Origin of the sequence: Microbacterium luticellae (assembly GCF_050408645.1) — a bacterium.
Classification (GTDB): Bacteria; Actinomycetota; Actinomycetes; order Actinomycetales; family Microbacteriaceae; genus Microbacterium.
Genome location: NZ_JBNTKE010000001.1, coordinates 358,672 through 380,682 on the forward strand (window position 1 = coordinate 358,672; position 22,011 = coordinate 380,682).

General features: G+C 59.3%; 21 protein-coding genes and 4 tRNA genes. 11 read left to right on the forward strand and 14 right to left on the reverse strand.

Annotated features, from left to right (window positions below; all coding sequences use genetic code 11):
• Window positions 1–164 precede the first annotated feature (164 nt).
• Window positions 165–1,247 carry a hypothetical protein gene (locus ACQUSW_RS01785; protein WP_428930572.1) on the reverse strand — a complete coding sequence of 361 codons (1,083 nt, stop codon included), beginning with the start codon at window positions 1,245–1,247 and terminating at the stop codon, window positions 165–167.
• 202 nt (window positions 1,248–1,449) lie between these two features.
• Here ACQUSW_RS01785 and ACQUSW_RS01790 point away from each other — a divergent pair, with 202 nt between their 5' ends.
• Window positions 1,450–1,611 carry a hypothetical protein gene (locus ACQUSW_RS01790; RefSeq protein WP_428930573.1) on the forward strand — a complete coding sequence of 54 codons (162 nt, stop codon included), beginning with the start codon at window positions 1,450–1,452 and terminating at the stop codon, window positions 1,609–1,611.
• 86 nt (window positions 1,612–1,697) lie between these two features.
• The gene (locus ACQUSW_RS01795) at window positions 1,698–2,060 is read left to right on the forward strand and encodes a hypothetical protein (protein WP_428930574.1); all 363 of its coding nucleotides are present in this window, start codon (window positions 1,698–1,700) and stop codon (window positions 2,058–2,060) included.
• Window positions 2,061–2,151: 91 nt separating this feature from the next.
• Here the strand turns inward: ACQUSW_RS01795 and ACQUSW_RS01800 are convergent.
• The 3 genes from ACQUSW_RS01800 to ACQUSW_RS01810 all read right to left on the reverse strand — a co-directional run bounded on the left by ACQUSW_RS01800 (window position 2,152) and on the right by ACQUSW_RS01810 (window position 2,452).
• Window positions 2,152–2,223, reverse strand: a tRNA-Val gene (locus ACQUSW_RS01800).
• Between the two features lie 32 nt (window positions 2,224–2,255).
• A tRNA-Cys gene (locus ACQUSW_RS01805) sits at window positions 2,256–2,326 on the reverse strand.
• 53 nt (window positions 2,327–2,379) lie between these two features.
• Window positions 2,380–2,452, reverse strand: a tRNA-Gly gene (locus ACQUSW_RS01810).
• Window positions 2,453–2,648: 196 nt separating this feature from the next.
• Between ACQUSW_RS01810 and ACQUSW_RS01815 the strand changes: the two genes are divergently transcribed.
• Window positions 2,649–2,721, forward strand: a tRNA-Val gene (locus ACQUSW_RS01815).
• Window positions 2,722–3,153: 432 nt separating this feature from the next.
• Here ACQUSW_RS01815 and ACQUSW_RS01820 read toward each other — a convergent pair.
• Entirely contained in the window at window positions 3,154–3,840 is a 687-nt protein-coding gene (locus ACQUSW_RS01820) for a Type 1 glutamine amidotransferase-like domain-containing protein (protein WP_428930575.1), read from the reverse strand.
• A gap of 165 nt (window positions 3,841–4,005) precedes the next feature.
• On the opposite strand from ACQUSW_RS01820, the gene ACQUSW_RS01825 reads away from it, so the two are divergent.
• Window positions 4,006–4,260: a hypothetical protein gene (locus ACQUSW_RS01825; protein WP_428930576.1), complete on the forward strand. Its 255-nt coding sequence runs from the start codon at window positions 4,006–4,008 to the stop codon at window positions 4,258–4,260.
• Window positions 4,261–4,278: 18 nt separating this feature from the next.
• Here the strand turns inward: ACQUSW_RS01825 and ACQUSW_RS01830 are convergent, their stop codons facing one another.
• Window positions 4,279–4,938, reverse strand: a complete 660-nt coding sequence (locus ACQUSW_RS01830) for a type II toxin-antitoxin system PemK/MazF family toxin (RefSeq protein ID WP_428930577.1) — start codon at window positions 4,936–4,938, stop codon at window positions 4,279–4,281.
• Window positions 4,935–5,984 carry a cell division protein ZapE gene (gene zapE, locus ACQUSW_RS01835; RefSeq protein WP_428930578.1) on the reverse strand — a complete coding sequence of 350 codons (1,050 nt, stop codon included), beginning with the start codon at window positions 5,982–5,984 and terminating at the stop codon, window positions 4,935–4,937. The genes ACQUSW_RS01830 and zapE overlap by 4 nt, the downstream gene beginning before the upstream one ends.
• A 128-nt stretch (window positions 5,985–6,112) precedes the next feature.
• On the opposite strand from zapE, the gene ACQUSW_RS01840 reads away from it, so the two are divergent.
• Entirely contained in the window at window positions 6,113–7,006 is an 894-nt protein-coding gene (locus ACQUSW_RS01840) for a sulfurtransferase (protein WP_428930579.1), read from the forward strand.
• 45 nt (window positions 7,007–7,051) lie between these two features.
• Window positions 7,052–7,495, forward strand: a complete 444-nt coding sequence (locus ACQUSW_RS01845; RefSeq protein WP_428930580.1) for a SufE family protein — start codon at window positions 7,052–7,054, stop codon at window positions 7,493–7,495.
• Window positions 7,496–7,579: 84 nt separating this feature from the next.
• Here ACQUSW_RS01845 and ACQUSW_RS01850 read toward each other — a convergent pair whose 3' ends face one another.
• Window positions 7,580–8,785 carry an alpha/beta hydrolase family protein gene (locus ACQUSW_RS01850; protein ID WP_428930581.1) on the reverse strand — a complete coding sequence of 402 codons (1,206 nt, stop codon included), beginning with the start codon at window positions 8,783–8,785 and terminating at the stop codon, window positions 7,580–7,582.
• Window positions 8,786–8,810: 25 nt separating this feature from the next.
• Here ACQUSW_RS01850 and ACQUSW_RS01855 point away from each other — a divergent pair, with 25 nt between their 5' ends.
• From ACQUSW_RS01855 to ACQUSW_RS01870, 4 genes are all read left to right on the forward strand, one after another.
• Complete coding sequence (locus ACQUSW_RS01855; RefSeq protein ID WP_428930582.1) at window positions 8,811–9,392, forward strand: DUF3000 domain-containing protein; 582 nt, start codon at window positions 8,811–8,813, stop codon at window positions 9,390–9,392.
• Complete coding sequence (locus ACQUSW_RS01860; RefSeq protein WP_428930583.1) at window positions 9,385–10,578, forward strand: ribonuclease D; 1,194 nt, start codon at window positions 9,385–9,387, stop codon at window positions 10,576–10,578. The genes ACQUSW_RS01855 and ACQUSW_RS01860 overlap by 8 nt, the downstream gene beginning before the upstream one ends.
• A gap of 72 nt (window positions 10,579–10,650) precedes the next feature.
• Window positions 10,651–11,859, forward strand: a complete 1,209-nt coding sequence (locus ACQUSW_RS01865) for a thiolase family protein (RefSeq protein ID WP_428930584.1) — start codon at window positions 10,651–10,653, stop codon at window positions 11,857–11,859.
• 14 nt (window positions 11,860–11,873) lie between these two features.
• Window positions 11,874–14,021 (forward strand): 3-hydroxyacyl-CoA dehydrogenase NAD-binding domain-containing protein, encoded by a 2,148-nt coding sequence (locus ACQUSW_RS01870; protein ID WP_428930585.1) that lies wholly within the window; start codon window positions 11,874–11,876, stop codon window positions 14,019–14,021.
• A 99-nt stretch (window positions 14,022–14,120) separates the two neighbouring features.
• Here the strand turns inward: ACQUSW_RS01870 and dxs are convergent, their stop codons facing one another.
• The 5 genes from dxs to dut all read right to left on the reverse strand — a co-directional run bounded on the left by dxs (window position 14,121) and on the right by dut (window position 21,037).
• The gene (gene dxs / locus ACQUSW_RS01875) at window positions 14,121–16,076 is read right to left on the reverse strand and encodes a 1-deoxy-D-xylulose-5-phosphate synthase (protein ID WP_428930586.1); all 1,956 of its coding nucleotides are present in this window, start codon (window positions 16,074–16,076) and stop codon (window positions 14,121–14,123) included.
• Between the two features lie 148 nt (window positions 16,077–16,224).
• Window positions 16,225–19,119 (reverse strand): aconitate hydratase AcnA, encoded by a 2,895-nt coding sequence (gene acnA / locus ACQUSW_RS01880; protein WP_428930587.1) that lies wholly within the window; start codon window positions 19,117–19,119, stop codon window positions 16,225–16,227.
• A gap of 107 nt (window positions 19,120–19,226) precedes the next feature.
• Window positions 19,227–19,976 carry a DUF3159 domain-containing protein gene (locus ACQUSW_RS01885; RefSeq protein ID WP_428930588.1) on the reverse strand — a complete coding sequence of 250 codons (750 nt, stop codon included), beginning with the start codon at window positions 19,974–19,976 and terminating at the stop codon, window positions 19,227–19,229.
• Window positions 19,973–20,560, reverse strand: coding sequence for a DUF3710 domain-containing protein (locus ACQUSW_RS01890; protein ID WP_428930589.1), 588 nt, complete (start codon window positions 20,558–20,560; stop codon window positions 19,973–19,975). Before ACQUSW_RS01890 ends, ACQUSW_RS01885 begins: the two co-directional genes overlap by 4 nt.
• 39 nt (window positions 20,561–20,599) lie before the next feature.
• Window positions 20,600–21,037 (reverse strand): dUTP diphosphatase, encoded by a 438-nt coding sequence (dut, locus tag ACQUSW_RS01895; protein WP_428930590.1) that lies wholly within the window; start codon window positions 21,035–21,037, stop codon window positions 20,600–20,602.
• A 14-nt stretch (window positions 21,038–21,051) separates the two neighbouring features.
• On the opposite strand from dut, the gene ACQUSW_RS01900 reads away from it, so the two are divergent.
• Window positions 21,052–21,561: a DUF3093 family protein gene (locus ACQUSW_RS01900; protein WP_428930591.1), complete on the forward strand. Its 510-nt coding sequence runs from the start codon at window positions 21,052–21,054 to the stop codon at window positions 21,559–21,561.
• A 31-nt stretch (window positions 21,562–21,592) separates the two neighbouring features.
• Here the strand turns inward: ACQUSW_RS01900 and ACQUSW_RS01905 are convergent, their stop codons facing one another.
• On the reverse strand, window positions 21,593–21,886 hold the full coding sequence (locus ACQUSW_RS01905) for a DUF4193 domain-containing protein (protein ID WP_428930592.1): 294 nt from the start codon (window positions 21,884–21,886) through the stop codon (window positions 21,593–21,595).
• Window positions 21,887–22,011 lie beyond the last annotated feature (125 nt).

Consider the following 22,011-nt stretch of genomic DNA (forward strand, 5'->3'; position numbering starts at 1 on the left):
TCCAGAGTATGTGGGTTATCGGACTGGCTCAGCTGTAGACGCACACAGCGTCTTGCCCGCTCAGGCGCCCGACGTTCGCGTACCACCGTGCACGCACACACGAGGGGTGTCGTTCGGCAGTTTCTCCATAGACGTAGAGTCTACGCCGGTCTGCTGTCGTTCCATCACCCACCGGGGCAGGTCCATGCCACTCCCCACGCTGAGTTCGGGTTTTCAAAGTCAACCCACACGCTCGTCGCGGCCGACGGCACACTAATGTTGCTACCCCATGATGCCGATGCGCTTCCGCCCCACCCTGTGCACGCAGTATCGGCATACACAATCTGCCCACGCGAACCGTTATCGGGTGCGGGGTTAGGGCGCGGCTGTGGTTGCGGTGCATCACCGTGCATATCATCACCCGGTTCGTCACGAACGCTATCGGGGCCGTCGCTGTTCTTTTTATCGTCGGCCGTACCTGCAGCCTTATGACGCCCGGATGCCTCTCGGACCGCATCAACATAGGTCTTTACTAGTGCTGCCTTGCCCCGCATTTTTGCGTTGCGGGCATCGTCGGTGATCAGCGCTGCAGCGGCTGCATGTACCTTCTGGGTTTCTTGCAGTGCTTTCGCATAGTGCAGAGTGACGCCTTTTGCGGCGGCCGACGCCATAAACTCATCAACTGCCTCGGTGAGGGCCTGCGATGCTTCCTCGATCGCTGTTGTGCGTGTAGTTGTTGCACCAGTGGTACTGCTGAGATCTTCTTCTTCACTGCGTAAATCAGCGGTCTGTTGGCGTAGTTCTTTCAGCTCGTCCGCTGCCGGGGGTATCGCGGGTTTATCGATACTCGTATGCACCGCAGGTGTGGTGACGATGGCGCCAGAGTCGTCGACCTGTAATTGCGCAGCATCCGAAAGCAATTCATAGGCGTGAATAACCTCGTCGCGTGTCGAGATATCGGCAATAACAGATTCGCCGGCGTCGGAGACCATGGCTGCGGCGAACGAATAGTCGTCGCGCGCTCGCTCAATAGCTGCGTCGAGCAGTTGCATTTGTGCGTGGGCAGTACCGTAGGCGGCTTCGACCTGTTTGCTCGCTTGTTCATGCGCGTCATACGCCTGCGCGTGTGCATTTTCCGAAGCAATAACGGGCACAACAATCACAATCGCTACGGCGACCAGCACAGCCAGCAGCCCGGCAAGTAAGCGTCGATGCGACGGCGCGTCGTGGGCACGGTGTACCGCCAAGGCAAGGCGCGGGTGGTTCATGATCAAATTCTCCGGTTAATGACCCAGCAAAGAACCTGCCCTGGTGGTTCTCATTTGCTGGGCGGCGTTCCCCAGAATCGCCGCATCGTTAAGCGCACCCTTACGCTGTGGTCGCTCCCATGCTAGAACGAGTCGCGCCAGAGTAGCGAACCGTGGGATGTCAACACGACAATATTCCGGTCTGCGGAGCAAAGTCGTCGGCATGAGTGCGATGAAACCGGTCGCCCCGTGGATCGAGCCCGAGCCCGCAATGGTTGTGCTGCATGCCTCGCTCAACGAAAGCGACTTCTCCCCTGCACGCTGCTCGTCCCCCGCTGGGCGCGGCCTGCCGTGGCTACGCCGCTGGACATCGCGATGGTCATGACGCAATCCACGGATGCAACGTGAAGCAGACCCGGCAGCTCAGCAGCCCGGCGTTCGGAGAGTCGCGGGAAGGGCTACGCTTCGAGCATGAAAGGTTGTGAAAACCAGGGCGAGCGTGTGGTTATCGAAGTGCCGATGTCGTTCTGGCATCGTGTGAATGGCTGCGTTGATAACTCCATAGCGGTTGATGTCCAAAGCTGCGAAGGTGCTGCCGATGAGACCTCGAAGCACGGCAACCGTGTGATGCAGGCAGGATGGGAGGCGGCAACTGCTCACCCCACCACGGTGCAGACTTCCAGCTGGCCCCCAGACGACGCTCTTCTGACGGTGGGTCTGAGTCACGCTGATTGGGCGTGGGCCTTATCTCAACTCGAGCGGTGGGCTGTATATGAAACGGACCTGATCGAAGCCATCGAATTCCTCCGTAATGCCATTCAGCACACCAGCTGACCGAGCACTCTGAGAAGGCCGATGCTCCCCACAAGGATGTTCCTGGCCATAAACTAGAGAAGACCCGCAGAAATCTGCGGGTCTTCGGGAGTGCGCGATACTGGGATCGAACCAGTGACCTCTTCCGTGTCAGGGAAGCGCGCTACCGCTGCGCCAATCGCGCCTAGTTAGGCTATTAAGTTTGATATTTCAGAGAGGTGGCGACGGGATTCGAACCCGTGTAAACGGCTTTGCAGGCCGGTGCCTCGCCTCTCGGCCACGCCACCGCGTGTGGATCGAACGCCACATGCCACAATCCCGAAAGGAATTACTGGACTCGAGCGGATGACGAGACTCGAACTCGCGACCCTCACCTTGGCAAGGTGATGCGCTACCAACTGCGCTACATCCGCATTTTGTGTTAGTCCCGGCGTGCCGGGCACTTGCATAACATTAGCTCAGGGTTGGCTCGATCGCAAAACCTTGCAGGGCATCCGGGCGTGTCCGCGCCACGCCCGGAAAAGCGAGCACAACCGTGACCTGCGGCATCCGGTATGCTCTCTTCTTGTGCCTATGCACATGAGATCTCACTCATGCACATCAGTGCGGGGGCGATTGGCGCAGTTGGTAGCGCGCTTCCTTCACACGGAAGAGGTCGTCGGTTCGAGTCCGGCATCGCCCACAGGTGAGAAAACCCCCGGTCAAGCCGGGGGTTTTCGTTTTTCATCTCGAGTTCGGCTTCGCGGGTGGCTGCGGCAGAATCACCCCAAAATTACCCCTGGCAATCTTTGACGCCTGCCACATCGCTCGTGCGCTAGATCCCCAGGCCTCGCCCCCGCGCTGGGCGATACTGCGCTGCGACCGAAGCGCTCCGGCTCCGGCAGCTTGGCCTGCAGTTGAGCGATTATCTCTCGCGGCCCCTCGGCATCGATCTCAGCTCGACCGGTCATCGCCGTCGCAACTGCAGCAACATCCGACGGCGTCGAAAGCAGCTCGATGAGCGCCTCAGGTTCGCCGGGCGCATCGTCCATATCAATGCCCTCGGCGGGCTATTCCCAATGCTCAACGTGGAACCTGAAGGCAGGCAGATATAGCTTCAGCTGGGCAGGGCGGCTCATCGAGTTCCTTCTTGGTGTTGCTGCTCTGCAGGTGAGTCGACGAAATGGGCTGAACGCCCCTCTTGCGCGCTGAACACGTCGGCCACAGTCTCATCGATGTAGCGAATGGCGACGCCGTCATCGAGTCCAACGCCCGGGGCAAGGAGTCCACGCCTGATGAAGTCGGAATACGTCGCTGCGCGGTCTACTTCAGAATCGTAGTGGGGGCAAAAGCTCCCCGGAATGAGACCCAGCCCATCGTTCAGAACTGCTAGCGGTCCGAAAGAATCGGTCAGGCAGGCCTCAAACCAGCACGCAGCGCCTGCGCTGATGCCGGCAAGCACAGTTCCACGTTCATAGGCCCTGCAAAGAGCCGCATCCAGTTTGTGTAGCCGCCAGATCTCGAGCATGTTCGCGGTATTTCCACCACCCACGTAGATGATGTCCATCCGATCGAGGAAGTCGTCGAAGTCCGAGACGTCGCGACGGAAGAGTTCGAGGTGAGCGAGATCGCAGTTGTAGTCGGACAGTCCGTTGTAAAAACGTTCGATGTAGCCGCGAGAGTCTCCGCTTGCGGTAGGGATAAAGCACACACGTGGTCGTTGAGCGCCCGACGTCTCGAGGAGAAACTGATCCAGCTCCGGGTACTCGTTATCCGAGAACCCACCACCAAGCAACACGATTGATCTCTTGGACGTCTTCATCGGTCACCTCTTCTGAGAGCTTGGAGAGCACGATCGCGGACAGAGAGTTGTGGGAGGAACTCGCGGCTTGTGAGTGCACGGAACACCCGTGGACGTTGCGAGACGGAGACTGTCACCTGACTAAATCTACAGGGCAGCCGTACACCCCTGCCCTAGCATTCTTGTATGTCGAGAAGACGCCGACCTTACCGTCGTTTAGGGGTCATACTGCTGTGTGCGGGTGCTCTTTTGGTGCTTGCCGGGGTTCCGCAACTGTTTTTTGGTGTTCCTGTGTCGGAGGGGTTTGCGCCTGCGGGTTTCACGCTGGGGCCACTGTTTGTCGTGGCGGGCACGGTCGTCTACTTTTCTGAACGCCCCAACCGCAGCGAGCGGTGGGTCGACGACGGGTCTACCTTCCGTAACCTCGATATTTTGCCGTAGTGAATACGGCCGCGAGTGTTAGCCGCGCCGCCATCCGAAGCGGCGTTCGAGCAGCTCGGCAACGTCGTTAAAACGAGCGCGATCAAGCACGGCGGCTTCACGGCGCATACCGTCGTGGTGCACGCTGTACAGCTGGTCAACATCAACCCACGATTCGCGGCCTTGGGAATCCCAGGCGCCCGAACCGATCGGTAAAAAGTCGCGGTCACCATCGTGGGGCTGGCTGGTGAGTTTCACCACGTAAACACGGTCTTCGGTGTGGCGGGCAATAACCAGCACGGGCCGGTCTTTGCCTCGGCCGTCATTTTCGGCGTACGGCACCCAGGTCCAAATAACTTCACCGGCATCCGGTGTGCCATCTTTTTGTGGCGCATACGTGATCACCAGGTTGTTCACGCCGTGCGGAGAAAGTTCTACGGTCGCGGTCGGCCCGGCTTGGCCGGGTGTTGCGGTGTCATCCGAGATGACGGTGCCGACGCCCGACGCAGGGCCCGGTTTCGGTATGTTTCCGGATGCTGCGCCCGGACGCGGCGCTGACCGCAATCGCGCGCGCTGTTTTTTGCCGCCACCGCTTCGGGGGCGGGTTTGTTGCCCTCCCCCAGAGCTGAGGGCGTTCAGCAATACGCGCGCGACATTGCCGATGATGGGCAGCCAGCGGTTGGTGTTTTTGCCGCTCACTCCATCCCCTCCATGTGAGTCAGTGCTCCTAGCCGCGACACGGCGCGCAAATACTTCTTACGGTATCCGCCGGCAAGCATGTCGTCAGAAAATACCTGGCTCAATGGTTCTCCGGTGGCAACAATCGGAATCTGTGCGTCATAAGCGCGGTCAACAAATGCCACAAAGCGTAACGCTTCCGACTGATCGGTGATAACCGCCACATCGCGCATTCCAATAGCGGCAAGTCCATCAAGCAGCCGGATGTAACGCGAAGGGTGCACAACAGCCAAATGTTTAATAACGGCGTCAAATGCGTCATCAGAAGCAAGTGACCGGCTGCTGCATGCAGAGATTGCTGCGTCATAGGCATCCGGAGTCCACACTCGTGCATTGCCGTCGACGGCGCGCTGTCGAAAGTCGGTGCCGTCAATACGCAGCGTCTGAAAGCTGTCCGACATTTTGTGAATTTCCCGCAAAAAGTCTTGCGCCGCAAAGCGCCCCTCGCCCAAAGCATTCGGCGGTGTGTTTGATGTGGCGGCGAGTTTGGTTCCGGATGCAACAAGTTCACCCAGCATCCGGGTCATCACCATCGTGTCGCCAGGATCGTCGAGCTCAAACTCGTCGATGCACAGCAGCGCCGCCCCGCGCAGCAGATCAACCGTATTTTTGTAACCGACCGCGCCCACGAGCGCCGTGTATTCAATAAAAGAGCCAAAATATTTGCGACGCGCCGGCATGGCATGAAAAGTGGCAGCCAACAGGTGTGTCTTTCCGACACCAAAACCACCATCCAAGTAGACGCCTGGTTTTACGGGTGCCTGTTTCGGTGCGCGCCGAAAAAGCCCGGTGCGCTTTGCGACGCCGGCGGAGCCCCCTGTAAACCGGATAAGAGTCTGCTTTGCTTCTTCTTGCGAAGGATAGGCGTCATCGGCCCGATAACTATCAAAAGTTGCGTCAGCGAACTGCGGCGGAGGAACAAGCCCGGCGAGCATTTCTGCACCCGTAACTTGCGGCTGGCGGTCGGTGAGGTGAACGATACCGGTCGCGGTCGTCGTAGATGTCATGCGGGTCCTGTGTCAAAGTTTTACGCATCGCGTGCAGAGCGCGGCACAGCGATCTATGGTCGAGGGGACGGCTCAACACTACGCCGCCAGCCTCGTACCCGCCCTATTTACCCCCGAACGGAGATCTCGTGAGCATCGAGTTCGACACTTCTAACAACAAATTTTCGGAGTATGCCGAGCCTGGTCGGCTTGTCTCCACGCAGTGGCTGGCCGATCGTCTTGGCACACCTGGTCTCGTCGTTGTCGAGTCCAACGAAGACGTTCTGCTGTACGAAACCGGTCACATTCCCGGTGCGGTCAAGATCGACTGGCACACCGAACTTAACGACCCGGTCGTGCGCGACTACCTTGACGGCGAAGGATTTGCCGAACTTCTCAGCCGAAAAGGCATCAAACGCGACGACACGGTGGTTATTTATGGCGACATGAACAACTGGTGGGCCGCCTACGCGCTGTGGGTGTTCTCACTGTTTGGTCACGAAGATGTTCGCCTGCTGGATGGTGGCCGTGACCGGTGGATTTCGGAGGGCCGTGAGATCACGACCGATGTTCCTTCACCCGAGCCCACTGAGTACCCCGTCGTTGAGCGCGACGACAGCGTGCTGCGTGCCTATAAAGAAGACGTGCTCAAGCACCTCGGCAACCCGCTTGTCGATGTCCGCTCGCCCGAAGAATATTCAGGCCAGCGCACCACCGCACCGCACTATCCCGACGAGGGTGCGCTGCGAGCAGGCCACATTCCTACCGCACACAGTGTTCCGTGGGGTCGTGCCGTCGACGAAGAGGGTGGTTTCAAGACCCGTGCCGAACTCGAGACGATCTATCGCGAAGAGCTCGGTCTGAAAGACGACGACAGCATCGTCGCCTACTGCCGTATTGGTGAGCGCTCGGCCCACACCTGGTTTGTGCTCAAGCACCTGCTCGGGTTTAACGATGTTCGCAACTACGACGGTTCGTGGACCGAATGGGGCAGCGCTGTACGTGTGCCCATCGTTACCGGCACCGAACGTGGCACGATCTAAGCCCACAGCGAGCCCGAGAAACAAGAGCATGAAAGAATAGCCGTGATGAGTGAGTCAGCATTACCCGAAACTCTCGCCGCTATTCGCGACGATTTCCTCGAGCTTCCCGAGCCCGAACGGCTGCAGCTGCTCCTAGAATTTTCGTCGGAGCTCCCCGAGGTTCCCGCAGAAATTGCTGCACACCCCGAATTCAACGAGCGCGTCTTAGAGTGCCAGTCACCCGTTTATGTGCGCACTATCGTGCACGACAACACGGTGACTATGCATGCGACGGCACCCCCGGAGGCCCCCACAACGCGCGGGTTTGCCAGCATCCTTGTTCAGGGTATTACGGGGCTGAGCGTTGATGAAGTTCTTGCGATTCCCGACGACTATGCACAGAGCATCGGGCTGACCCGAGCTGTTTCTCCGCTGCGTATCGGCGGGATGACCGGCATGCTTCGGCGTGTGAAACGGCAAGTGCGCGAAGCCGTCGCTATCAACTTCTAACGCTGTTGTTCACAGGAACGGGGCCGTCACAGTTATTGTGACGGCCCCGTTCACTATGTGCGTGGCTGCTACCGCGCGCTGCTGCTACGCAGTGTGATCGTTTTCCGGATGCTCCGCTTCTGCCGGGTCACTCGCCTGCAGTTCGTGTTGTCGCACCCAGTCGCTAATGGCCTGTGTCCAACGCTGCTGGTCGTAGTTCCAGATCTTGGTGTGTCGGGCCGCAGCGAACGTTGGCATTGTTACCAGGTCGGGGCGAGCGTGTGCAAGTGCATGGGAACCCGTAGAGGGAACAAAGCCGTCGTCGTCGCTGTGCAGGATGAGGATCGGCACTTCGAGTTCATCCGAGCGCTCAACCAGGTTCAATTCATGGAAGGGAATCGGCTGCTCTGCGCCGCCCCACCGTGCCGTCCATGGCCGTGAAAGCGCGCCCATCACCAGGCGTGTCATGGCTTCTGGGTATCCTGCTTCTTTTGCTTGGTAGCGCAGTACGCGTTCCCAGTCGACAACGGGTGAATCAAGTATCACTCCGGCGATCCGGTTTTTGTGGGCCGAGCCAAGGGCTGTTTGCAACACGATGGCTCCACCCATTGACCATCCCATCAGCACAACGCGTTCGGCGCCGTGCCGTACGGCATAGCCGACCGCTGTTTCCACATCGTGCCATTCCGTGGCTCCCAGGCCATATGCGCCGGCGCGTGTGCGTGGCCCTTCCCCATCGTTGCGGTATGACACGACGAGGCTCGTGCAGCCTTCTGCGTGCAGTGGTGGAACACCACGCAGGCATTCGGCGCGTGATGCGCCCCGGCCGTGCACGTGGATCACCCAGGTGTCACCGCTGCCAGGAAACAGCCATGCGGGGCTGGGCCCGTGCGGCGTGCCGATCAGCACCGACGAGTACGGCAGGTGCAGTTCTTCTGGTTCGGTGTAGTACCAGCCGCTGAACGCCGCGCGCGAACCGAGTTCGTGTGAGGGTTTTATTTGCGTGAGCAGTTTGCGGCGCACTCGAGTTTTGTCGGCACTCAGTACCGCGCCTATTTTGACGTAGTCCACAGAACCGGTGGTGAATAATCCGTACCGGCCGGGTAGTTCGGTATCGAGTGTGCGGCTCAGCTCGACTGTTTGGGAAGTCGTGTCTACCGCAAGAATTTCGGTATCGGCCACACGTTCTGTGGGCGTAACAACGCGTCGAGCGACCGCAAAAACGGCCGCTGTTCCTGCCACGACACCGGCGACGAGGGCGCCGGCAATTGCAATGCCGCTTAATGCTGCGGCGTGCCTGAGACTCTTCATCGCTTCCTGACTCTAGTCTGTCCGCGTGACAGATCATCCCGGCAGCGACTCTTCCTTCTCAGAAGTGCTCGCCGTTTTGCGGTCGCACACGTTCCGGCGCGACATCGTTGTGCATGAAATTCCGGCGCCAACGGGGCTCGCTCCCGAGGCTTTTGCTTTGGCTGCTGACATTCGCCCGGATGCCTCGGGCCAGTCGATCTACGGCACAGGCAGGTTCGTTCTTCTCCACGATCCTGCTCAGCCGAGCGCCTGGGACGGCCCGTGGCGTATCGTTACTTTTGCGCAGGCACCACTGGAGCCCGAGATCGGTACGGATCCGCTGCTGACCGACGTAGCATGGTCATGGCTCATTGACGCATTAGATTCTCGGGGGGCGCGCTATCACGCGGCATCCGGAACAAGCACCAAAACGCTGTCGAAGGGCTTCGGCTCATTGGCGGCAGAGGGCGAAGGCGCACAGATTGAGTTGCGTGCCTCATGGTCGCCTTCGGGTCCATTGGCGCCTCATGCCGAGGCGTGGGCTGAGTTAGTGGGGATGCTCGCGGGGCTTCCGCCGGGTTCAGAAGACATCGCCGTTTTTGGCGCCAGGAGAAGGACACGTGACTGAATACACCGTCATCGACACGGCATCGGAGTTTGAAGCTGCGTGCGAAGAGCTCGTGCGCGGCGAAGGACCAACCGCTGTCGATGTCGAGCGCGCGTCGGGTTTTCGCTATTCGCAGCGGGCGTATCTCATTCAAGTTTTTCGCCGCAACAGCGGTGTTTTTCTCTTTGATCCCACGCAGATCGCTGACTTTTCTCCGTTGCAGGCGGCCATTGGCTCAGCAGAGTGGGTTCTTCACGCCGCCAGCCAGGATTTACCCTCACTGCATGAGCTCGATCTCTCTCCGCCGTCACTTTTTGACACCGAACTGGGTGCTCGGCTGGCGGGGCATGAAAAGGTTGGGCTTGCCGCTGCTGTTGAGCATGCCCTTGGCATCCATTTGGCGAAGGAGCATTCCGCGGCAGACTGGTCGACCCGCCCGCTTCCTGATTCTTGGTTGGAATACGCCGCTTTAGATGTTGTGCATCTGATCGATGTACGTGATGCTCTTGCCGAAGAGTTGGCTGAACAGGGCAAAACGTCGATCGCGGCCGAAGAGTTTGAGGCCGAGCGGATAAAGCTGCCAAAAGCACCGCGAGCAGAGCCATGGCGCCGATTGAGTGGACTCCACCAGGTGCGTGGCGCACGTAACCTCGCGGTCGCTCGTGCGCTCTGGCAGGCGCGCGAAGACTATGCGCGTGAACAAGATGTTGCTCCTGGCCGCCTTGTTCCAGATAGGGCGCTGATTGCTGCTGTGCTTGCCGAACCGCGTTCGCAGGGTGCGCTCGCAGGGCTTTCGGCTTTCACGGGTCGTGCGAGCCGTACACAGCTCAGTCGCTGGTGGGCAGCTATCGAACAGGGACGCGCGAGTGACGATCTACCGCGCGAACGTGTTCCCAGCGATGCCCCTCCCCCGGTGCGGGCGTGGAAAGATCGCAACCCCGAAGCAGCCGCGCGTCTACAGCGTGCTAAGCCAGCTGTTTTGGCCGTTGCCGAAGAACTGGGCATGCCGGTTGAGAACCTTCTTACCCCTGATACTCTGCGGCGTATCGCGTGGGAGCCGCCTGCTTTGACACCGGATGCTATTGCCGAGGCACTGCGTGAACGCGGCGCCCGTGCGTGGCAAATTGAGCACACTGCACAGAAGATCACCCAAGCCTTTGTTGATTCCGTGCAAGACCTGGAAGAGGCCACCGACTCCGATTCGTAGGTTCGGCCCAAGGGATTCCCCCGGCCCCGGTGCGCCTCTTAGGCTGTTATTAACCTGAAAACTGGAGGCAGAGTGGCCGAAATCTCTGACGTCTTCTTCGTCGATGGCATGCGTACCCCCTTTGGGCGCGCCGGCGAGAAGGGCATGTACTTCAATACCCGCGCAGATGACCTGGCTGTAAAAGCCACCATCGGCGTCATGGAAAGGAACCCCGAGGTTCCCCTCGACCGTGTCGACGACGTTGCTATTGCTGCGACATCGCAAACCGGAGACCAGGGTCTGACCCTGGGGCGTTCTGTCGCTATCTTGGCGGGTCTCCCGCAGACTGTTCCCGGCCTTGCCGTCGAGCGTATGTGCGCGGGCGCCATGACAAGTGTGACCACAATGGGCGCGTCCATCGCCATGGGAATGTACGACGTAGCTCTGGCAGGCGGCGTTGAACACATGGGGCACCACCCCATCGGTTCCAACGCCGACCCCAACCCGCGCTTTGTTGCCGAGAAAATGGTTGACCCGGGCGCTCTCAACATGGGTGTGACCGCCGAGCGTATTCACGACCGTTTTCCGCACCTGACAAAAGAGCGTGCCGACCGCTTTGGCATGTTGAGCCAGCACAAAGTGCAGGCAGCCTATGACGCGGGGCACATCCAGTCCGACCTTGTTCCCGTCGCCATCAAGACGGCCGACGGTTCATGGGGCCTCGCGACGGAAGATGAAGGTCGACGCCCCGGAACAACCATGGAAGACCTCGCTGGGCTAAAAACACCTTTCCGTCCGCACGGACGCGTCACCGCCGGTACGTCATCACCCTTGACCGATGGCGCGACTATGTCACTACTCGCGGGCGGCCACGCAGTGAAAGAATTCGACCTCAAGCCAAAAATGCGCATGGTCTCTTTTGCGTTCGCCGGTGTCCAACCAGAGATCATGGGAATCGGTCCGATTCCGTCGACCGAAAAGGCACTGCGCAAAGCAGGACTCACGATCGACGACATCGGACTATTCGAGCTGAACGAGGCATTTGCTATTCAAGTTCTTTCGCTCCTCGACCACTTCGACATCGCCGACGACGACCCCCGCGTCAATGCCTGGGGCGGAGCCATTGCTCTCGGACACCCGCTGGCAGCCTCTGGAGTGCGTCTCATGATTCAACTGGCTGCTCAGTTTGAACAGCGCCCAGACGTGCAGTACGGTCTCACCGCTATGTGCGTGGGCCTCGGCCAGGGTGGCTCTGTTGTATGGGAAAACCCCCACTACAACGGTAAGAAGAAGCGCAAATAAGAGAGGGCATCGAGATGACTGACTATGAAGCAATCGACTTTTCGCCTCTCCAGAAACTGGCTGAGGGCGAAGTAATTACCCACTCCCTTGTGCAAGATATCCGTCTTGCATCCGGAAAAACACTGGCGCTCATCACACTCGACAATGGGCGTGACCATACCCGACCGAACACACTTGGGCCCGCCACCCTCATCGAACTTGGTGAGACGCTCGCGCAGCTGCGTGCACGCGCAGCATCAGGCGAAATCGACGCTGTGGCAATCACCGGCAAGCAATACATTCTTGCGGCAGGCGCCGACCTGTCAGACATCACCAAGCTCGGCTCAAAAGACAACGCGCGGCTTATCGCTCAGCTCGGCCACAAAGTACTGGGCATGCTGGGCGACCTCGGAGTCCCCAGCTTCGCTTTTGTCAACGGCCTCGCACTGGGTGGTGGGCTTGAAATTGCCCTCAACTCCACCTACCGCACGGTCGATGCATCAGCGGCTGCCATTGCGCTGCCCGAAGTATTCCTCGGCATCATTCCGGGTTGGGGCGGGGCATATCTACTGCCCAACCTCATTGGAATTGAAAACGCACTCGAGGTGGTTATCTCCAACCCCCTCAAGCAAAACCGCATGCTTAAGCCCCAGCAGGCATTTGACCTGGGGATTATGGACGCAATCTTTCCTGCCGCGAACTACCTCGAAGACTCGCTGCGCTGGGCCGACAGTGTTATCACCGGCAAAACCAAAGTGGAACGCAAGAACGAGCCCGGCAAAATGGAGCGGCTCACCAAGTGGCCCATCGCCATCAAGATGGCTCGCGGCATGCTGGAATCAAAGATCGGCACCATGCCGCGGTCGCCCTATGTCGCGCTGGACCTGCTCGACAAAGCCCGCAGTGGCACAAAAGCCGAAGGCTTTGCGCGCGAAGACGAAGCCCTAGCAGAACTCGTCACGGGCGATCAGTTCGCTGCATCTATGTACGCTTTTGACCTTGTACAAAAGCGTGCAAAGCGACCGGTGGGCGCACCCGATAAAGAACTCGCCAAGAAGGTCACCAAGGTGGGCGTTATAGGCGCAGGTCTCATGGCCAGCCAGTTCGCACTCCTGTTTCTGCGTCGCCTTGAAGTGCCGGTGCTCATCACAGATATCGACCAGGAACGCGTCGACAAGGGCATCGCGTACATTCACGACGAAATCGCGAAGCTCCACAGCAAGGGCAGGCTCGACTCGGACGGCGCGAACCGTCTACGCGGACTCCTGCACGGCACCGTCGATAAAAACGACTACGCCGACTGCGATTTCGTTATCGAAGCAGTGTTTGAAGAAGTCGGCGTCAAACAACAGGTATTCACGGAAATCGAAGGCATCGTCGGCGAAGACACCGTTCTTGCCACGAACACGTCATCGCTGTCGGTCGAAGAAATCGGGCGCGCTCTTAAGCATCCGGAACGGCTGGTAGGTTTTCACTTCTTTAACCCCGTGGCCGTCATGCCACTGGTTGAGATCGTCAAGACACCGGTCACAAATGAACAGGCGCTATCAACAGCGTTCGTTGTCGCGAAAACCCTGCGAAAGAACGCTGTGCTGACCGCTGACGCGCCCGGGTTTGTCGTCAACCGGCTGCTCGCCAAAGTGATGGGCGAAGCAGCGCGTGCCGTCTACGAGGGCACCCCTATCGTCGATGTCGAGAAGGCCTTTGCGCCGCTCGGCCTACCGATGGGCCCGTTCCAACTGATCGACCTTGTCGGTTGGAAGGTTGCCGCCCACGTGCAAGACACCATGGTGCGGGCATTCCCCGAAAGGTTCTATGCCAACGACAACTTCCACGCACTGGCGGAGCTCGATCGCGTGGTCGAAAAAGACAAGGCGGGTCGGGTCACGGGGTGGACCAAGGCAGCAGAGAAGACACTGCGCCCTGCAGTCGGCTCTGCACCGGTGAGTGCAGAGACTATCTTGCAGCGGGTGCAAGACGGGCTCGCTCAAGAAATTCGTACCATGCTCGATGAGGGTGTCGTGCCCGAAGTCGAAGACATCGATCTGTGCCTGATTCTGGGCGCGGGTTGGCCGTTTATCGACGGAGGCGCGTCGCCCTATCTTGACCGTGAGGGGGCCTCGGAGCGGGTCTTCGGCGACACCTTCCACAACCCACCGATCCGCGGCATTGCGCATGCTTAAGGTGCGTTAAAACAGCGTCGCCGTAAGCGAAGAGGCTGGGTAGAGACAAGTTCTCTACCCAGCCTCTTTCTCATTCGTGCTGGCGTGTATGGGCAGCACTCAAGAATGATCGTGGAAAGACAGGTCGACACTGCCCGTGCCGGTCACCTCGGGGTCGCCCGCGCCTCGGGCAACAGGAATCCGCGTACCCAAAACCTGAGCGACTACGTCGCGAGCAATCTTCGAAGCAGTCAGCCCTGCATCTTCCAGAATTTCTTCACGCGAGGCATGGTCGATAAATTCATCGGGCAGCCCCAACTCATCGACCGCAGTATCTACCTCGGCCTCGCGCAGAACCTGCCGCACACGGGTACCGATACCACCGACGCGAATGCCGTCTTCCAATGTAATAACAAGACGGTGGTCAGCGGCCAGTGTCACGATCGACGTCGGTACCGGAATCGCCCACCGCGGGTCAACAACGGTGGCGCCAATCCCCTGCGCCTGCAGCCTCTCGGCAACATCAAGAGCCAACGACGCAAATGGCCCTATCGCCATGATGAGCACGTCGTTGCTGTCACTGCGGTAAAGCACTTCTGCGCCGTCGTCCAAGCGCTCGACGGCGGGAATATCGTCGGAGACACTGCCCTTCGGAAAACGAATGACGGTGGGGGCATCGTCAACGGCCAACGCCTCATTAAGCGCTTCCTCTAGCCGTGTGGCGTCGCGCGGCGCAGCAATGCGAATCCCGGGAATGATCTGCAGCATCGCGAGATCCCACATACCGTGGTGACTCGGCCCGTCCGGACCGGTCACGCCAGCACGATCCAACACGAAAGTGACGCCGGCCTTATGCAATGCCACATCCATGAGCACCTGGTCAAGCGCTCGTCCCATAAAGGTTGAGTACAGAGCCACAACCGGATGCAGCCCACCAAACGCCAAACCTGCGGCAGAGGTAACCGCATGCTGCTCGGCAATACCAACGTCGTAGACGCGTGACGGAAACCTTTCAGCGAACGCCGCCAGGCCCGTGGGCCGGAGCATAGCGGCGGTCATAGCAATAACGCGTTCGTCTCGCTCTCCTGCGTTCACGAGCGACTGAGAGAAGACATCAGTCCAGCTGCGCCCTCCCGACGAGAGCGAATTCCCTGTTTGCGGGTCTATGCGCCCAACGGCATGAAACTGGTCAGCAACATCCTTGAGTGCCGGCTCGTAGCCGCGGCCCTTTTCCGTGATGGCATGAACAATAACGGGAGCACCATATGATTTTGCCAGCGCAAGGGTCTCGAGCAACGCTTCAATATCGTGGCCGTCAACCGGCCCGAGATACTTAATATCGAGGTTGGAGTACAGCGCTGCGTTATCGGTAAAGCGCGAGAGGAAGCCGTGGGTACCACCGCGCACGCCACGAAACAGTGCCCGGCCGAACGGGCCGAGTGCGCGAAAAAGTCGGTCTGAGCGGTGATGCAGCTGACGGTAGGTCGCAGCCGTCCGTACCCGGTTGAGGTAGCGCGACATACCGCCAATAGTCGGCGCATACGAGCGGCCGTTGTCGTTGACGACAATGACAAGGTTGCGGTCGTTGTCATCGCTGATGTTGTTGAGTGCTTCCCACGTCATGCCGCCAGTGAGCGCGCCGTCTCCAACCACGGCAACAACGTGGCGGTCCGATCTTCCGGTAGCGGTCAGCGCTCGTGAAATACCGTCAGCCCAACTGAGAGAGCTGGATGCATGTGACGACTCCACCACGTCATGGGGGCTCTCGCTACGCTGTGGGTAGCCGGCTAGTCCCCCGCGGGAACGAAGATGCGAGAAGTCTTGTCGTCCGGTCAACAGTTTGTGCACATACGACTGATGCCCGGTATCGAAGATGATGGGGTCGTCCGGGGATTCAAAAATTCGGTGCAGAGCAATGGTTAGCTCGACGACGCCGAGATTCGGCCCGAGGTGTCCTCCTGTGCGCGCAACATTTTCAATAAGAAAACCACGAACCTCAGCTGCTAGCTGCGTGAGCTCGTGCACCGAGAGCGCATCAAGATCACGGGGACCATGGATGCTCGAAAGAATCGGCATCGGCACTCCTCTTCGACTCGACTATTCACAGATGTGACTGCGTGCAACCCTGCCCAGTGTACCGCGTGGCCGTGCATACGCCCGGTGAAACCCGTGTGGCTTCGGCCCCTCATCGAGAGTGAGCCGAAGCCACACAGACGCCTACTGGTTAGACCAGTGAACGCAATACGTACTGCAGGATTCCACCGTGACGGTAATAGTCGGCTTCTCCCGGCGTATCGATACGAACGATCGCATCAAACTCAATCGTTTCCTTACCTTCGGCAGAGTGCTCGCTCGGCTTCGCCGTCACGTGCACCGTCTTGGGTGTCGATCCGTTGTTGAGTTCCTCGAGGCCAGAGATCGACACAATTTCTGTGCCATCCAGACCCAGCGATTCCCAGTTCTCCCCTTCGGGGAACTGCAGTGGTACAACGCCCATACCGATCAGGTTCGAGCGGTGAATTCGTTCGAAGCTTTCAGCGATAACAGCACTGACTCCGAGCAGGCGGGTGCCCTTTGCTGCCCAGTCACGCGATGAACCCGAACCATATTCCTTACCACCAAAGATCACCAGCGGAGTTCCCTGAGCCTGGTAGTTCTGGCTGGCGTCATAAATGAACGCCTGAGGTCCGTCTGCCTGCGTAAAGTCACGCGTATAGCCACCCTCGATCTGCTGGCCGTCGTTGACGGCCTTGACGAGAGCGTTCTTCAAACGAATGTTCGCGAAGGTGCCACGGATCATGACTTCGTGGTTACCACGGCGTGAGCCGTACGAGTTGAAGTCTTTCTGCGCCACACCGTGTGCACGCAGGTACTGCGCAGCGGGCGTACCAATCTTGATGGCTCCGGCAGGCGAAATGTGGTCGGTGGTGACCGAGTCGCCCAGCGTTGCCAGCACACGTGCGTCACTAATGTCGGTGACCGGAGTCAGCTCCATGGTCATACCGTCGAAGTATGGGGGCTTGCGCACGTAGGTCGACTTTTCGTCCCAATCAAAAATCGGGCCGGTCGGCGTCGGCAGTGTCTTCCACCGTTCGTCACCATCGAACACTGTGGCGTACTGCTTGATGAACTGCTCCCGCGAGATCGCGGTGCCGACAATCTCCTGTACCTCTTCTGGCGCGGGCCAGATGTCTTTCAAGAAGACATCGTTGCCGTCGTTGTCTTGACCGAGCGGGTCGTTGTCAAAGTCGAAGTGCATCGTCCCAGCCAGGGCGTATGCTACGACGAGTGGCGGCGAGGCCAGGTAGTTCATCTTTACGTCGGGGCTAATCCGGCCCTCAAAGTTACGGTTACCGGAGAGCACCGCTGTCACAGCAAGGTCGTGGTCGTTGACCGCCGCGGATACTTCGTCGATCAATGGACCAGAGTTACCGATACAGATGGTGCAGCCGTAACCCACTGTGTAGAAACCGAGGCCTTCGAGGTCTTCGTTGAGGCCCGACTTCTCGTAGTAGTCAGTAACAACCTTCGAGCCGGGTGCCAACGTCGTCTTCACCCACGGCTTCTGCTTCAGCCCCTTGGCGAGAGCCTTACGTGCCAGCAGGCCTGCTGCAACCATCACCGAGGGGTTAGAGGTGTTGGTGCACGAGGTAATCGCAGCCAGCGTCACGGCACCGTTATCGATGACGTATGGGGCGCCACTCGGTGGGTTGATCGTCACCGGCTTCGAAGAACCGTTCACACCGCTCGAGACGTGAACCGCGCGGGTGTGGCTCTCTTCTTCACCGGGAACACTACCGGGGTCGGAGGCTGGGAACGAGTGCTTCGACTCAAGGTCAACGATGTCGTCGGTGGTCGACGCTGAGGCGTAGTCGAGAATGTCTTTCTCAAACTGCTTCTTGGCCTCGGACAGCAGAATGCGGTCCTGCGGACGCTTCGGTCCAGCAATCGAAGGAACAACGGTCGACAGATCGAGTTCCATGTATTCGCTGAAGACCGGCTCGCTGCTGGGGTCGTGCCACAGACCCTGTTCTTTGGCATACGCCTCAACGAGAGCAATGGCCTCTTCGTCGCGCCCGGTCAGTCGCAGGTAGTCGGTCGTGACATCGTCGATCGGGAAGATCGCCGCGGTCGAGCCGAACTCAGGGCTCATGTTTCCGATAGTTGCACGGTTAGCCAGCGGCACCGAGGCCACACCAGCGCCGTAGAACTCGACAAACTTGCCCACCACACCGTGTTGACGCAGCATGTCGGTAATGGTGAGCACGACATCAGTTGCCGTGACACCGGCAGGAATTTCACCCGACAGCTTGAATCCGACAACGCGAGGGATCAGCATCGATACGGGCTGCCCCAGCATGGCGGCCTCTGCTTCGATACCGCCAACGCCCCAGCCGAGCACACCCAGACCGTTGACCATCGTCGTGTGTGAGTCAGTACCCACACAGGTGTCGGGGTAAGCCCGCAGTACCGATTTTCCGGATGCAGGATCGGTGAAGTCGCGGTCATAGATGACCTTGGCGAGGTGTTCGATGTTGACCTGGTGCACGATTCCCGTGCCCGGGGGAACGACCTTAAAGTCGTTGAATGCGGTCTGCCCCCAACGCAAGAACTGGTAACGCTCACCGTTGCGCTCGTACTCAATTTCAACGTTGCGCTCAAGGGCCAATGGGCTACCGAAGAGGTCGGCGATCACCGAGTGGTCAATAACCATTTCGGCGGGCGAGAGCGGGTTGATGCGGTTGGGGTCACCACCAAGCTCGGTCACTGCCTCGCGCATCGTTGCGAGGTCGACGATGCAGGGAACGCCCGTGAAGTCTTGCATGACCACGCGTGCGGGCGTGAACTGAATCTCTGTATCGGGCTCGGCGTTGGCGTCCCAGTTACCGAGAGCTTCAATCTGCTCGCGAGTAACGTTGGCGCCGTCTTCTGTTCGAAGCAGGTTCTCCAGAAGCACCTTAAGGCTAAAAGGCAGCTTTTCTGATCCGGCGACGGAGTCGATCCGGAAGATCTCGTAGTCGGTGCTGCCGACCGTCAGGGTGCTTTGAGCACCGAAGCTATTCACCGTGGACACGTATCCGTCTCCTTCTTGGTCTGATGGGGCACGCGACGCCTCCATCTTCCTCGTCAACTCTGGCGAGGGCTAGCAAGGTCTGCCTTACCAGTGTGCCGCTTTCGACGACACAACGAAAGAGGAAGATTTATCTTGACGTCAAGATAAATCTATCATGATTCCTTCGCGGATGGCGTGCCCGACGCGCGGTAAAGAGAGTGGGAAACCCACCAGGTTGCTGCTAACAGCACACCGAACAGCGGTAGCCCCATAATGAGCTTGACCGTCCCCAGTAGCGCCACATCCCCAGAAAAATAGAACGGCAGCTGCACAGCCAGGCGCATAAAAAACAAGCCAGCCCACGCAAGAGTCAGCCCGATGAAGGCACGCTTACGTCGTTTATTATGCCGCCATGCCAGGCCTTCGCCCTTGAGGTAGCCGACGATCAGGCCTATCAGCGGCCATCCGATGATCGCCGACAGAGCAATGCCCGATCCGTAGGCAGCGTTCGTAATAAAACCGACAATGAACTGATCTTCTGCTCGCCCGGTGAGTAAAGGAATAATCGCCGCAACGATGGCCGCAAATAGGCCCGAAAGCGCGGTCATAGGGGGCGACTTCTTGGCCAGGCGAACGAGCGTGAATACCGCCGCGATTCCCACCGAGATGCCCAGAGACAGCACGAGCTGCTTTGTCACCGTATAACAAACGATGAAGGCGAGAAGCGGCAGGACCGATTCCATCACACCACGCCAACGGCCCATGACAGCCCACACCATGGCGCCTGTTGTTGCATCGCTGTCGGGATCAATCCCTGCCTTGCGCGCCGCCGCGCTCAACGCCTCGCCGACAACCTCCGCGGTGGCTTTGTCGTCTCCTGTTTCAGCATCCGGATCCGGATGCTCCGCAGACGTCGAGTTCACGCGGCCCCCGGCGTTGACGGCATTTTGAGGGGAATCAGGTCACGCGGAGGCATGGGTGCACTGCCTCGTACAACAACGATGGAGCGAAACAGGTCTTCTATCTGCGCGGCGGCAGCAGGGTCATCTACTGCGGCACCACCGATAACACCGCGCAGGAACCATCGTGGCCCATCAACGCCCACGAATCGTGCTGGCCGCGCGGCCGCGGCTCCTTCGCCGCCGGCCGTGGGAATGCTGGCAATAAGTTCGACGCCGAGGTTGCCCTGGTTTTCACGAACAGTACCGCCCTGCTTGGTGATCTGTTCGCGGATCTGGTCGCGGGTCTCATCCCACAGGCCTGTTGAGCGAGGTGCCGCGAAGGGCTGTACCTGCAGCGATGAATTCGCATAATCAAGTCCGATGGCAACGATCCGCTTATTTTGCTCTTCAACCTCGAGTCGAAGGTTTAATCCTTCGCGCGGAAGAATCTTGATGCCGCCGAGGTCGATGTACGGCCGTACGCGGTTAGCCTCCGAGTCGTCGAAGGGTCCGTCGACAGCGCGATCGCCGGTCAGGGCTTCGCGCGCATTATTTGCTTCGTTCATTGTTTTCGCTCCGCATCCACGTGCTGTTGTACTGAATCCTTATTTTTGGTATCCGGTCGAGCCGAAACCGCCGTCGCCACGAGTCGTGGAGTCGAGGTCTTCTACCGGAATAAACCGCGCGTGAACCACCGGCATAATTATCAGCTGCGCGATGCGATCACCCTCGGCTACCTCATACGCCTCGTGCCTATCTGTGTTGAGTAAACACACCTTGATTTCGCCACGATAACCCGCATCAACGGTGCCGGGCGCGTTCACTACGGTAATGCCGTGGCGGGCAGCCAGGCCACTGCGCGGAACAACGAACGCGGCAAAACCTTCGGGCAGGGCGATACGCACTCCGGTGCCAACGAGGGCGCGCTCACCTGGCTGTAGCGCCACCGCGTGTGTGGCTACGAGGTCTGCACCGGCATCACCGGGATGCGCGTATACGGGTACGGCAGGGGCAATAATGGGAATGTCGACTTTGTCGGTCACGAGAATAGAGGCTAATGCAGAATCCCGAGCAACCGGTGCGCCCTGTGTACCGCGAGCACCTCACACCCAGTCTCTGGGCGCTGTTGGCTGCTGCAATCGCCGGCCCGATGGTCACTCTCAGCTTCATCCCTGTGGGCGCAGCGATTGCTATGACACTCGGTTTTGCAGCCACCGTCGCGATCATCGTTCTATTCGTCGCACTGTCGCCCCGTGTGGCCGTTGTGGGTAGCACTCTGTATGCGGGCCGGGCACATATCGACGTCCGCTGGCTCGGCCAGCCGCGCGTGCTTACCGGTGACGAAGCCAGGGCCGGGCGCGGCCATCAGCTTTCCGCTCGCGGATGGCATCTCATCCGCGGCGGTATTGACGGCCTCGTTGTGATACCGAATGTCGATTCCCACGATCCCGTCGACACGTGGACAATCTCTTCACGAACCCCCGACCGCCTCGCAGCGGCGATTATTGCAGCGCAGCAGGCTTCATCGAGTGAGCGTTACACAGACGGCACTACAACGCGCCCGTAACCACGAGGGTTCGGGCGCGTTTGTCGAGCGGTCAGGCAGAGCACTCTTTGCAGATGAGACCATATGACTCTTCATGGTCGACCTGCGAGCGGTGCTTCACGAGGAAGCAACTGGCGCACGTAAATTCGTCTTGCTGGGCTGGAAGAACAACAACGTCCAGCTCGACGTCAGAAAGGTCTGCGCCGGGCAGCTCAAAGCCAGCTGGGTTGTCGGCGTCTTCGACGTCGACCGAGCCCGACAGCTTGTCGGGCACCCGCTCTTTGAGCGCCTCGATCGACTCGCTCTCGTCTTCGCTCTTACGAGGTGCGTCGTAGTCGGTTGCCATGGGATGGATCTCGACTTTCCTTGATCAGTGGTGGGGTGCCGTCGGGTAATCGGCGGGCGCTAGTTTGCATGACGCGCGCAGATTTTGCAAATGTTGCGGCCATCACTGAACAAACTCGCGGCGCG

Bases quoted from the DNA above. Each gene is read 5' to 3' on its own strand.
- ACQUSW_RS01890 (WP_428930589.1), bottom strand. From the start codon at position 20,560: ATGAACGAAGCAAATAATGCGCGCGAAGCCCTGACCGGCGATCGCGCT.
- ACQUSW_RS01820 (WP_428930575.1), bottom strand. From the start codon at position 3,840: ATGAAGACGTCCAAGAGATCAATCGTGTTGCTTGGTGGTGGGTTCTCG.
- ACQUSW_RS01845 (WP_428930580.1), top strand. From the start codon at position 7,052: ATGAGTGAGTCAGCATTACCCGAAACTCTCGCCGCTATTCGCGACGAT.
- ACQUSW_RS01850 (WP_428930581.1), bottom strand. From the start codon at position 8,785: ATGAAGAGTCTCAGGCACGCCGCAGCATTAAGCGGCATTGCAATTGCC.
- dxs (WP_428930586.1), bottom strand. From the start codon at position 16,076: ATGCCGATTCTTTCGAGCATCCATGGTCCCCGTGATCTTGATGCGCTC.
- ACQUSW_RS01905 (WP_428930592.1), bottom strand. From the start codon at position 21,886: ATGGCAACCGACTACGACGCACCTCGTAAGAGCGAAGACGAGAGCGAG.
- zapE (WP_428930578.1), bottom strand. From the start codon at position 5,984: ATGACATCTACGACGACCGCGACCGGTATCGTTCACCTCACCGACCGC.
- ACQUSW_RS01870 (WP_428930585.1), top strand. From the start codon at position 11,874: ATGACTGACTATGAAGCAATCGACTTTTCGCCTCTCCAGAAACTGGCT.
- ACQUSW_RS01785 (WP_428930572.1), bottom strand. From the start codon at position 1,247: ATGAACCACCCGCGCCTTGCCTTGGCGGTACACCGTGCCCACGACGCG.
- ACQUSW_RS01790 (WP_428930573.1), top strand. From the start codon at position 1,450: ATGAGTGCGATGAAACCGGTCGCCCCGTGGATCGAGCCCGAGCCCGCA.
- ACQUSW_RS01900 (WP_428930591.1), top strand. From the start codon at position 21,052: ATGCAGAATCCCGAGCAACCGGTGCGCCCTGTGTACCGCGAGCACCTC.
- ACQUSW_RS01795 (WP_428930574.1), top strand. From the start codon at position 1,698: ATGAAAGGTTGTGAAAACCAGGGCGAGCGTGTGGTTATCGAAGTGCCG.
- acnA (WP_428930587.1), bottom strand. From the start codon at position 19,119: ATGGAGGCGTCGCGTGCCCCATCAGACCAAGAAGGAGACGGATACGTG.
- ACQUSW_RS01825 (WP_428930576.1), top strand. From the start codon at position 4,006: ATGTCGAGAAGACGCCGACCTTACCGTCGTTTAGGGGTCATACTGCTG.